Genomic DNA, 12,377 nt, shown 5'->3' with positions numbered 1-12,377 from the left:
CCTCTATGTTTACAGGGGGTTTTTTTGTTAATAATGTCTAGTAACATGGATTACTAAAGGGCACAACGGGGGACCTTTTGATGTTTAAAAAATTTCAACGTTGGAAGAAAGATCAATCTGACGCTGTACGTAACCTTTCAGAAAAAAAACGTGAGCTACTCAAATCCGAAATTCCAGGTCATGTGGCCATCATTATGGATGGAAACGGACGCTGGGCTCAAAAGCGTGCCTTACCACGTATCATGGGACACCATGAGGGAATGAAGGTAGTCCGACACATTACCAAAACAGCGAATGAGCTAGGGATAAAAGTTCTAACCCTGTATGCTTTTTCAACAGAAAATTGGAAAAGACCAAAGCCAGAAGTGGAATTTTTAATGAAATTGCCTGTGGAATTTCTCGGCACGTTTTTACCTGAGCTGATTGAAGAAAATGTACAGGTGCGAATTATGGGAGATACGACTGCTTTACCTCCTCATACATTAAAAGCTGTAAATCAAGCAATTGATGATACAAAGCACAATACCGGTCTCATTTTGAACTTTGCCTTAAATTATGGAAGTCGCTATGAGATGATGGAAGCGATGAAAGCAATGATGAAAGATCATCAAGAAGGCCGTATAAAGGAGCCTTTGTCAGAAGAACTATTTTCTACCTATCTGATGAGTGGTGGCCTTCCAGATCCGGATTTACTCATTCGAACAAGTGGAGAATTACGCGTAAGCAATTTTATGCTTTGGCAGCTTGCCTACACAGAATTTTGGTTTACAGATGTTTTATGGCCTGACTTTACAGATGCCCTTTTTGTTCAAGCCGTTGAAGATTATCAAAATAGAGGACGCCGCTTTGGTGGAGTATAAAAGGTGTTGAATTTATGAAACAACGAATTATTACGGCCATAATTGCCATTGCGATCTTTGTGCCAGTAGTATATTTAGGTGGCATACCATTTGCCACTGTTATCTATCTTGCAGGAACAGTCGGTTTATATGAATTATTACGAATGAAAAAAATGAGTATCGTATCGGTGCCAGGACTGCTAAGTTTCCTATTACTGTGGCTTTTACTGGCGCCGCATACATGGCTCATTCATGCATACAAAATGGAAGGAATTGTAGTCGCTGTACTGCTCTTCTTAACCTATTCGGTCTTAACAAAAAATCGCTTTACGTTCGATGAAGTGGGATTTGCGCTCTTATCGACGGTCTATGTCGGGATGGGCTTTTGCTACATGCTTGAAATTAGAAGCAGTGGCCTCGTCTATTTATTGTTTGCCCTCTTTATTATTTGGGCGACGGACTCAGGCGCTTATTTTGTGGGACGCGCAGTCGGAAAGAAAAAGCTATGGCCTGAAATTAGTCCTAATAAGACGATTGAAGGTGCGGTAGGTGGAGTCGTATGTGCTTTAGTAGTGGCCGCATTATTTTTCTTCTTTGCGCCGCTCGATCAATCCCTTATCTATTTACTCTTAATCGGATTGGTTATTTCCATTTTTGGACAAATTGGAGATTTAGCTCAGTCAGCCTTTAAACGTCATTACGGGGTAAAGGATTCAGGGAAAATCTTACCTGGTCACGGAGGCATTCTCGATCGTTTTGACAGTTTGTTGTTTATTTTACCTATCCTGTATTTCTTAATGATGGCATAATAGAAAGATAGAAGAAACAGGAGGAATTACGATGAAGCATATTTCACTGCTCGGTGCGACAGGATCGATTGGGATCCAAACACTAGATGTTATTCGAAACAATCCAGAAGATTTTCGTCTTGTTTCAATGTCGGTTGGTTATAATATAGTAGAAGCAAAAAAAATTATTCATGAATTCTCTCCCAAGCTAGTATCGGTCCTAAAAAAAGAGGATTGTGAGGCATTAAAAGTAGAATTCAGCAATATTAGTGTTGTATATGGTATGGAGGGCTTAATCGAGGTAGCGACGCATCCACAAGCAGATGTTGTCGTGACTGCAGTGGTAGGAAGTGTTGGTTTAATGCCAACGCTTGAAGCTATCCGAGCTCGCAAAACCATTGCCCTTGCAAACAAAGAGACGCTCGTAACTGCAGGGCATATCGTCATGAAAGAAGCAGAGAAGTATGGAGTTAGCATTCTACCCGTAGATAGCGAGCATTCGGCTATTTTTCAGAGTCTACAGGGAGAAAAGCGTGAAAGCATCGAACGCTTAATTTTAACAGCTTCTGGTGGTAGCTTCCGTGATAAAACGCGAAGCGAGCTAAGCGGCGTAACGGTGGAGGATGCTCTAAATCATCCAAACTGGTCAATGGGAGCAAAAATTACGATTGATTCCGCAACGATGATGAACAAAGGGCTTGAAGTAATTGAAGCGCACTGGCTGTTTGATCTTCCGTATGAACAAATTGATGTTCTTCTTCATAAAGAGAGCATCATTCATTCTATGGTTGAATATAAGGACACAAGCGTCATTGCTCAGCTCGGTACGCCAGATATGCGTGTACCAATTCAATACGCACTTACTTACCCGAATCGCATTCCGTTAGCCGGTTCCAAGCAGTTAAAGCTTTGGGAGATTGCCACGCTTCATTTTTCACAAATGGATTTTGAACGCTTTCGTTGCTTGGATCTTGCTTATCAAGCTGGAAAAGTCGGCGGCACGATGCCAACGGTCTTAAATGCAGCAAACGAAGAAGCGGTAGGAGCATTTTTAGCGAATAAGCTTTCGTTCCTGCAAATTGAAGATGTGATTGAAGAAGCACTATCTTCTCATGATGCTATTCAACATCCAAGTTTAACGACGATACAAGAAGTAGATTCGTTTACAAGAGATCATGTAAAATCTCTAATTACTAAAAGGGGGTAAGACCCGTTGCATCTGAATACCATTATCGCATTCATTGTTATTTTCGGGGCTTTAGTATTCTTTCACGAACTTGGTCATCTGGTTTTCGCTAAACGTGCAGGTATCATGTGTCGAGAATTTGCTATTGGATTCGGTCCGAAAATTTTATCCTTCCGCAAAAATGAAACCGTCTATACGATTCGTCTCCTACCACTAGGAGGATTTGTGCGAATGGCGGGTGAAGATCCAGAAATGATCGAAATTAAGCCAGGACAAGTCGTTGGCTTAAAGTTTGATCAGGACGGTAAAGTAAACCGCATCATTATAAATAATAAGGATCAGCATCCAGACGCGAAAAGTATTGAAGTAGAGCAATCTGATCTTGAACATCAAATGTTCATTACCGGTTATGAATCGATGATGGATGAACAGTTAGAACGGTTTGAAATTAGCGAAGAGAGTTACTTCGTAATGGACGGTGAAGAAGTTCAGATTGCTCCGTATAACCGTCAATTTGCTTCTAAAACGCTCGGTCAACGAGCAATGGCGATTTTTGCTGGGCCGCTGATGAACTTTATTTTAGCGTTCGTCATCTTCTTAGTTATTGGGCTAGCGTCTGGTTATTCGATTGACAAACCTATTATGGGAGAACTTACGAAAGATGGCAGTGCAATCAAGTCAGGTCTCCAAACAGGTGATAAAGTCCAAACGATCGATGGCAGTGCGATGAAATCATGGACAGATGTGGTAAAAACCATTCAAAAGCATCCTGAAGAGGAGCTGTCTTTTAAAGTAGAACGCGATGGGAAAACAAAGGATATTTCGGTTACGCCAGAAAGTAAAAAAGTTGGCAATGAAACCATTGGAATTATCGGTGTCTATCAGCCTGTCGAAAAGTCAGTGGTAGGTGCAGTGAAAAATGGTTTTGTTGAGACGTATACGTTTACAAAAGAAATTATTACAGGCTTAGGGAAATTAATCACCGGCCAATTTTCTATTAAAATGCTTTCTGGTCCTGTTGGTATTTATGCATCAACTGATCAGGTCGCTCAATCAGGCATCTATTACTTAGCTAAATGGGCAGCACTTCTTAGCATCAACCTTGGAATTGTGAACTTACTTCCACTTCCAGCCCTTGACGGAGGTCGCCTCGTATTTTTCTTAGTGGAAGCAGTACGCGGCAAGCCTGTCGATCGTCAAAAAGAGGGACTTGTTCACTTTATTGGTTTTGCGTTATTAATGTTGCTAATGCTTGTTGTAACATGGAATGATATTCAACGTTTCTTTTTACAATAGCTCTATGTGGTGAAAGTTAACAGGTGGCACAAAGAAAGTGACGGAGAAGAATTTATTTTCTTTTCCGTCACTTTTCTTTTGATAGTTTTTACGATGAATTTATACTATAATAAAACTTACTGTGATAAAACAAGTACATAAATCATGACTCGTCATGATGATAATAAAGAGGTGCAAAAGAATGAAGCAAAGTGCTGTATTAATTCCAACTTTACGTGAAGTTCCAGCTGATGCGGAAGTGAAAAGTCATCAATTACTTTTACGTGCTGGTTTCATGAGACAAAATGCAAGTGGGATCTATAGCTTTTTACCACTTGGAAAACGCGTATTAAATAACATTGAAAAAATTGTGCGTGAAGAAATGGAGCGTGCAGGTTCAGTTGAAATGCTTATGCCAGCTCTTCAACAAGCTGAGCTTTGGCAAGAGTCAGGCCGCTGGTATACATATGGACCTGAGCTTATGCGCATGAAAGATCGTCATAGCCGTGAGTTTGCATTAGGAGCAACACACGAAGAGGTAGTAACAAGCCTTTTACGAGATGAAGTGAAATCGTACAAGCGTCTACCTTTAAACGTGTATCAAATTCAAACGAAATTCCGTGACGAAAAGCGCCCTCGCTTTGGTTTACTTCGTGGACGTGAGTTTGTGATGAAAGATGCTTACTCTTTCCATGCAACAGCTGAAAGCTTAGATGAAGTATACCAAAAGATGTATGATGCATACGGTCGTATCTTCGAGAGATGTGGCCTAAACTTCCGTGCTGTTATTGCCGATTCAGGTGCAATGGGTGGGAAGGATACGCATGAATTTATGGTATTATCGGAAATCGGTGAAGACACGATTGCTTATTCAGACACATCTTCTTACGCGGCAAACGTAGAAATGGCGCCGGTTGTAGCCACATACGAAAAGCCATCTGTTCAAGAGGAAAAACTTGAAAAGGTAGCCACACCAGAGCAAAAAACGATTGAAGAAGTGGCTACTTTCTTTAATACAGAAGCGTCTCAGTGCATTAAGTCACTTTTATTTAAAGTCGATGACCGCTACGCTTTAGTGTTAGCACGCGGCGATCATGAAGTAAACGATATTAAAGTGAAAAACTACTTTGAAGCTTCTACAGCAGAGCTTGCTTCTCCTCAAGAAGTCAAAGAAGTTATGAACTGTGAAGTAGGATCTCTTGGACCAATCAACTTGCCAAGTACGATTGAAGTCGTAGCAGATCATGCGGTAAAAGCAGTAGCAAACGGTATTGCGGGTGCAAATGAAGAGGGACACCATTTCACAAATGTAAACCCAGAGCGCGATTTCAACGCAACGTATACAGACCTTCGTTTTATTGAAGAGGGTGATCCATCTCCAGACGGTCAAGGAACAATCAAGTTTGCAAAAGGAATTGAAGTAGGCCATGTGTTTAAATTAGGTACTCGCTATAGTGAAGCAATGGGCGCTACGTTCCTTGATGAAAACGGACGTTCACAGCCAATGATCATGGGCTGTTATGGAATTGGGGTTTCTCGAACAGTTGCTGCAGTAGCAGAGCAGTTCAATGATGAAAATGGATTAGTGTGGCCGAAGAATGTGGCACCGTATCACGTTCACTTAATCCCAGTGAATATGAAAAACGATGAACAAAAAGAAGTAGCAGAAAAGCTGTACGAAACGCTTTTAGATAAAGGCTATCAAGTTCTAATGGACGATCGTCAGGAACGCCCAGGCGTGAAATTTGCCGATTCTGATTTAATTGGTCTTCCTGTCCGCGTAACGGTTGGAAAGCTAGCTGCAGAAGGCGTAGTAGAAGTGAAAGTGCGTGAAACAGGGGAATCAATGGACGTATCAATTGATGAACTTCAAGATAAATTAGCTGCATTACTAAGCTAATCACAAGCAAGGTACCTCTTTGGTTTGGGGTACCTTGCATTTATGTTACAATCAAAACCGTATTGTTAGAGGGAGGGGGATTACATGGAGCGATTTAGTCATGATCAGAAACATCGATTTCAGCTGCTTTTGCAACAGCTTGAAATGACAGATGATCAATATATGAATTACTTTGAAGGAGCAGCAATTGAAAAGCTGACCATTCGAAAAGAACAAAAGGCGTGGCATTTTCATTTATACATGCCGCGAATTTTGCCGTTTCGTGTATATGAAATCTTGCTCACGCGATTGACCACAACGTTTGCGCATATCGCACAGGTAACATTCTCAATCGAAGCAGGTGACAAGCAGTGCACAGAAGAAGACGCACAGTCTTACTGGCGTCACTGTGTAAGTGAATTGCAGGGAATTTCTCCTATGCTTCTATCACTTTTGCAAAATCAAATGCCTACCTTACAAGGCGTGAAGCTTCAAGTACAAGCACGTAATGATGCAGAGGCAACGTCTGTGCGACAAAAATACGGTCAGCTCATTGCGGATCAGTATATGCAGTACGGCTTCCCAGCTCTTCAGTTTTTAACCGAAGTTAAGCAATCAGAAGAAGCATATACGAAATTTTTAGAACAGAAAAAGCAAGAAGATGAAGAGCGTGCATTTGCAGCCCTAACGGAAATGAAAAACAAAGAAAAAGAAGAAGCAAGTGAACTTCCATCAGGTCCACTTACGGTTGGATATACAATCAAAGATGACGTTGTACCAATCGAGCAAATTGTGGATGAAGAAAAGCGAATTGCGATTCAAGGATATATCTTTCATTCGGAAACGAAGGAACTTCGCAGTGGGCGCACACTACTTACATTTAAAATTACAGACTACACGAATAGCCTCATGATTAAGATGTTTTCTCGTGATAAAGAAGATATTCCATTGCTGCAAGCCGTTAAAAAAGGCATGTGGGTGAAAGTGCGAGGAAGCGTTCAAAACGACACGTTTGTTCGCGATCTCGTCATGATTGCCAATGATGTGAATGAAATTAAAGCACAAGAGCGTGTGGATGAAGCGCCAGCAGATGAAAAGCGTGTCGAGCTACATCTGCATACGCCGATGAGTCAAATGGACGCCGTATCATCTGTAGGCGCATTAGTTGGTCAAGCGAAGAAGTGGGGACATCCTGCCATCGCTATTACGGATCATGCCGTTGCACAGTCGTTTCCAGAGGCGTATAGTGCGGGGCAAAAAAACGGCGTGAAAATTTTATACGGACTTGAAGCGAATCTTGTCGATGACGGTGTGCCGATTGCCTATAATCCGACGGACAGATCGCTTGCGGATGCTACATACGTCGTGTTTGACGTTGAAACGACGGGGCTTTCAGCTGTTTACGATACGATTATTGAGCTTGCTGCCGTAAAAATGCGTGAAGGGGAAATTATCGACCGGTTCGAATCCTTCGCCAATCCACATCATCGACTATCAGCCACAACAATTGAGTTAACGGGGATTACCGATGATATGGTACAAACCGCTCCTGAAATTGAAGAGGTGCTACAGAAGTTCAAAGACTGGATTGGGGACGATATTTTAGTTGCCCATAATGCAAGCTTTGATATGGGGTTCTTAAACGTTGGGTTCCAAAAAATTGGTTTTGGAAAAGCCGAAAACCCTGTTATTGATACGCTTGAGTTAGGTCGTTTTTTGTATCCAGAGATGAAAAATCATCGTTTAAATACGCTCGCGAAAAAGTTTGATATTGAACTTGTTCAGCATCACAGAGCGATTTATGATGCGGAAGCAACGGGATATTTGCTTGCGAAAATGCTGAAAGATGCGATGGAAAAAGAGATTACCTCTCACAATCAGTTTAACGATTATATGGGACAAGGAAACGCCTATCAGCGTGCAAGACCCTATCATGTAACGATCCTAGCAAAAAATGAAACGGGGCTTAAAAACTTGTTTAAGCTTGTTTCGATTTCGCATTTAAATTACTTTTACCGCGTACCGCGCATTCCGCGTTCCAAGCTACAAAAGTACCGTGAAGGATTGTTAATTGGAACGGCATGTGATCGTGGAGAAGTATTTGAAAACATGATGCAAAAATCAGCGGAGGAAGCAGAGAAGGTCGCAGAGTTTTATGATTATATCGAAGTCCAGCCTCCTGCAAACTATCAGCATCTAATTGAAATGGAGCTTGTCCGCGATCAAGTCGCTCTTCGTGACATCTTAACGAAGATCGTGCAAATGGGAGAGAAGCTTGAAAAGCCTGTCGTTGCGACTGGAAACGTGCACTACTTAAATCCGACCGATAAAATTTATCGTCAGATCTTAGTTAGCTCACAGGGTGGGGCAAACCCGCTTAATCGTCATTCACTTCCAGACGTGCATTTCCGAACAACGAACGAAATGCTCGATTGCTTTGAGTTTTTAGGTAAAGAAAAGGCGAAAGAAATCGTTGTAACGAATACACAAGGGCTAGCGGATAGCGTTGAAGACGTAAAACCGATTAAGGATGATCTTTATACGCCGCGCATTGAAGGTGCGGATGATGAAATGAGAGCGATGAGCTATGCGAGAGCGCGAAGCATTTACGGTGACGACCTTCCTGAAATCGTCGAAGCGCGCCTTGAGAAAGAGTTAAAAAGTATTATCGGACACGGATTTGCCGTTATTTACTTAATTTCTCATAAGCTCGTTAAAAAATCGCTTGATGACGGCTATCTAGTAGGTTCGCGTGGATCAGTCGGTTCTTCGTTTGTTGCGACGATGACGGAGATTACAGAGGTAAATCCATTGCCTCCTCACTACGTCTGTCCAAAATGTAAGCATTCTGAGTTCTTTGATGACGGATCGGTCGGTTCAGGATTTGACCTTCCGGATAAAAACTGTCCGAACTGTGATATTAAATACACAAAAGACGGACATGACATTCCGTTTGAGACGTTCCTTGGATTTAAAGGAGATAAAGTTCCCGATATCGATTTGAACTTCTCAGGGGAATATCAGCCACGCGCTCATAACTATACGAAAGTACTGTTCGGTGAGGACAACGTATACCGCGCAGGAACAATTGGTACGGTAGCGGAGAAAACGGCTTATGGCTACGTGAAGGGATATGCAGGTGATCATAACTTGCATTTAAGAGGAGCAGAAGTTGATCGTCTTGTTTCAGGCTGTACGGGCGTCAAACGGACAACAGGACAGCATCCAGGGGGAATCATCGTAGTTCCAGATTATATGGACATATTCGATTTTTCGCCGATTCAATTCCCTGCCGACGATCGTAATTCCGAGTGGAAAACAACACACTTTGACTTCCATTCCATCCATGATAATCTCTTAAAACTTGATATACTTGGTCACGATGATCCGACCGTTATTCGTATGCTGCAGGATTTAAGCGGAATTGATCCAAAAACAATTCCAACCGATGATCCTGAAGTGATGAAGATTTTTAGTGGAACGGAATCATTAGGCGTAACGCCTGAACAAATTATGTGTAAAACAGGAACGCTTGGTATTCCAGAGTTTGGTACACGATTCGTTCGTCAAATGCTTGAGGATACAAAGCCAACAACATTCTCAGAGCTCGTTCAGATTTCCGGACTTTCTCACGGAACAGACGTATGGCTTGGGAATGCCCAAGAATTAATTCATAATGCGATCTGTACGCTGAGTGAGGTAATTGGTTGTCGTGATGACATTATGGTCTATTTAATTTATCAAGGACTTGAGCCATCACTAGCGTTTAAAATTATGGAATCGGTACGTAAGGGGAAAGGATTAACCCCTGAATTTGAAGAAGAAATGCGTAAAAATGATGTACCAGAATGGTATATTGATTCTTGTAAAAAGATTAAGTACATGTTCCCGAAAGCCCATGCCGCTGCATACGTATTAATGGCGGTAAGGATTGCTTATTTCAAAGTTCATCACCCGCTTATGTATTATGCGGCATACTTCACGGTTCGAGCAGACGATTTTGACATTGATACAATGGTGAAGGGATCGACAGCTATTCGCGCAAAAATGGAAGAAATCAACGCAAAAGGTCTCGACGCATCACCAAAAGAGAAAAACTTACTAACGGTGCTAGAGCTTTCTCTTGAAATGTGTGAACGTGGGTTTGGCTTTAAGAAGGTAGATTTATACCGATCAAGCGCTGATGAGTTCATTATTGATGGAACAGAGTTAATTCCGCCGTTCAACTCTATTCCAGGACTTGGAACAAATGCGGCGATTAACATTGTTAAGGCAAGACAAAATGGTGAATTTTTATCCAAGGAAGATCTTCAGCAGCGTGGGCGAGTTTCCAAAACAATTCTTGAGTATTTGGACAACCACGGATGCTTAGAATCACTGCCAGATCAAAACCAGCTATCACTATTTTAATTTGCATAAAAAAAATGGTTATGGTATAGTAAATATGGAAACGCTAAGGATAACGGACGGAAAAGAGTGGGGAAACCCGCTCTTTTCTATTGATGGTAGGTTTACTTAGCACGTCTTTTATTTCGTAAAGTTGTAGAACCGATAGTTTTTTAGCTGATCTGACCGACTTTACATAAATACAAGGCAGTAAAGCTAAGCACTCACTTGAACAAACCTTTCCTGAGCCCTGCTAATTTAGCAGGGACTTTTTATCAGGAGAAAAAGTGAAGGTCGTACAGCTTTTATTGATTGAAGCACATGCATCATTCAAAGGACATTAGGGACTGCTATTACGCAAACGGTGAAGGTGTCGAACATAATTGAAGGAGGAATAGGATGGCTAGAAAAGTAACAGAAATCGTCGAAGAACTAGTGACGCCTATTGTAACAGAGTTGGAAATTGAACTAGTTGATATTGAATATGTGAAGGAAGGAAAGGATTGGTTCCTGCGCGTATTCATCGACACAGAGAATGGCATTGACATTGAACAATGCGGAATTGTGAGCGAGCGTTTAAGCGAAATAATGGACGAAATTGATCCGATTCCTCACAATTACTTCTTAGAGGTGTCTTCACCAGGTGCGGAACGTCCACTGAAAAAGCCAGAGGATGTTGAAAAAGCAATTGGGAAAAATGTATATATTAAAACGTATGAGCAAATCGAAGGCGCAAAAGAGTTTGAAGGTGAGCTCGTAGCTTTTGATGGACAAACTATTACAATTACAGTGAAAATTAAAACAAGAAAAAAGGATATCGAGATTCCATACGAAAAAGTAGCGCTAGCAAGATTAGCGGTCGTTTTTTAAGTGATAACTCGTGATTTTTATTAAGGGGGACTTAGGTAGATGAGCAGCGAACTTTTAGATGCTTTGACTCTGTTAGAAAAAGAAAAAGGCATTGGAAAAGATGTAATAATTGAGGCAATTGAAGCTGCCCTTATTTCAGCATATAAACGCAACTTTAACCAAGCACAAAACGTGCGCGTGGATATGAATCTAGGAAAAGGTACAATGCGCGTTTTTGCTCGTAAAGATGTAGTTGACGAAGTATACGATCCTCGTTTAGAAATTTCGGTAGAAGAGGCACAAAAAGTGAACCCGAACTACCAAATCGAAGACGTGATTGAAATTGAAGTAACACCAAAAGACTTCGGTCGTATTGCGGCACAAACAGCGAAGCAAGTGGTAACACAACGCGTGCGTGAAGCTGAGCGTGGTATCATTTACTCTGAATTTATTGACCGTGAAGAAGACATCATGACAGGGATCGTTCAGCGTCAAGATGCAAAATTCATCTACGTGAGCTTAGGTAAAATTGAAGCATTGCTTCCACAAAGTGAGCAAATGCCAAATGAACAATACAAGCCACATGATCGCATTAAGGTGTATATTACAAAAGTAGAAAAGACAACAAAAGGCCCTCAAATTTACGTATCACGTACACATCCAGGTCTGTTAAAGCGTCTTTTTGAAAAAGAAGTTCCAGAAATCTTTGATGGAACAGTTGAAGTGAAATCTGTCGCTCGTGAAGCGGGAGATCGTTCTAAAATCTCGGTTCATTCTGAATTCCCTGAAGTGGATCCAGTTGGTTCATGTGTAGGACCAAAAGGTCAGCGCGTTCAAGCAGTTGTGAATGAATTAAAAGGTGAAAAAATTGATATCGTTCGCTGGTCAAAAGATCCAGTTGAGTTTGTTGCCAATGCGCTAAGCCCTTCAAAAGTAGTAGAAGTAATGGTGAACGAGGAAGCAAAAGCAACAACTGTAATCGTACCAGACTATCAATTATCACTTGCGATTGGTAAACGTGGTCAAAACGCACGTTTAGCAGCTAAATTAACAGGTTGGAAAATCGATATTAAAAGTCAATCAGAAGCAGAGCAAGAAGGCATCTATACAGGCGAAAAAGAGTCATTAATCGACCGTGATGCTTTTGACTTTGATGAAGCTGATAGCGAATAAGA

The 12,377-nt window shown here is 41.4% G+C and carries 8 protein-coding genes; all 8 read left to right on the top strand.

All coding sequences use genetic code 11. From position 1 onward, the window contains the following. Positions 1–80 precede the first annotated feature (80 nt). The 8 genes from IE339_RS17050 (at position 81) to nusA (ending at position 12,375) form a co-directional block, all read left to right on the top strand. Positions 81–860 (top strand): undecaprenyl pyrophosphate synthase, encoded by a 780-nt coding sequence (locus tag IE339_RS17050; RefSeq protein ID WP_242169479.1) that lies wholly within the window; start codon positions 81–83, stop codon positions 858–860. Positions 861–874: 14 nt separating this feature from the next. Further along, positions 875–1,648, top strand: coding sequence for a phosphatidate cytidylyltransferase (locus IE339_RS17045; RefSeq protein WP_242169476.1), 774 nt, complete (start codon positions 875–877; stop codon positions 1,646–1,648). Between the two features lie 31 nt (positions 1,649–1,679). Beyond that, positions 1,680–2,834 (top strand): 1-deoxy-D-xylulose-5-phosphate reductoisomerase, encoded by a 1,155-nt coding sequence (gene dxr / locus IE339_RS17040; protein ID WP_242169474.1) that lies wholly within the window; start codon positions 1,680–1,682, stop codon positions 2,832–2,834. A 12-nt stretch (positions 2,835–2,846) separates the two neighbouring features. Next, positions 2,847–4,109 (top strand): RIP metalloprotease RseP, encoded by a 1,263-nt coding sequence (gene rseP / locus IE339_RS17035; protein ID WP_242176223.1) that lies wholly within the window; start codon positions 2,847–2,849, stop codon positions 4,107–4,109. Between the two features lie 181 nt (positions 4,110–4,290). Next, a complete protein-coding gene (locus IE339_RS17030) occupies positions 4,291–5,988 on the top strand; it encodes a proline--tRNA ligase (protein ID WP_242169472.1) in 1,698 nt (565 codons plus the stop codon). A gap of 84 nt (positions 5,989–6,072) precedes the next feature. Then, complete coding sequence (locus IE339_RS17025; RefSeq protein WP_242169470.1) at positions 6,073–10,377, top strand: PolC-type DNA polymerase III; 4,305 nt, start codon at positions 6,073–6,075, stop codon at positions 10,375–10,377. Between the two features lie 375 nt (positions 10,378–10,752). After that, entirely contained in the window at positions 10,753–11,223 is a 471-nt protein-coding gene (gene rimP, locus IE339_RS17020; RefSeq protein ID WP_242169468.1) for a ribosome maturation factor RimP, read from the top strand. Between the two features lie 39 nt (positions 11,224–11,262). Beyond that, positions 11,263–12,375, top strand: coding sequence for a transcription termination factor NusA (nusA, locus tag IE339_RS17015; RefSeq protein ID WP_053401672.1), 1,113 nt, complete (start codon positions 11,263–11,265; stop codon positions 12,373–12,375). Positions 12,376–12,377: the final 2 nt, after the last annotated feature.

Source organism: Priestia koreensis, from assembly GCF_022646885.1.
GTDB classification, from domain to species: Bacteria; Bacillota; Bacilli; order Bacillales; family Bacillaceae_H; genus Bacillus_AG; species Bacillus_AG koreensis_A.
Note: the sequence above shows the minus strand (reverse complement) of the source record. Positions and strands in the feature narration are given on the sequence as shown.

Coding starts and splice junctions, on each gene's coding strand:
- IE339_RS17050 (WP_242169479.1), top strand. CDS start 81: ATGTTTAAAAAATTTCAACGTTGGAAGAAAGATCAATCTGACGCTGTA.
- IE339_RS17045 (WP_242169476.1), top strand. CDS start 875: ATGAAACAACGAATTATTACGGCCATAATTGCCATTGCGATCTTTGTG.
- dxr (WP_242169474.1), top strand. CDS start 1,680: ATGAAGCATATTTCACTGCTCGGTGCGACAGGATCGATTGGGATCCAA.
- IE339_RS17030 (WP_242169472.1), top strand. CDS start 4,291: ATGAAGCAAAGTGCTGTATTAATTCCAACTTTACGTGAAGTTCCAGCT.
- IE339_RS17025 (WP_242169470.1), top strand. CDS start 6,073: ATGGAGCGATTTAGTCATGATCAGAAACATCGATTTCAGCTGCTTTTG.
- rimP (WP_242169468.1), top strand. CDS start 10,753: ATGGCTAGAAAAGTAACAGAAATCGTCGAAGAACTAGTGACGCCTATT.
- nusA (WP_053401672.1), top strand. CDS start 11,263: ATGAGCAGCGAACTTTTAGATGCTTTGACTCTGTTAGAAAAAGAAAAA.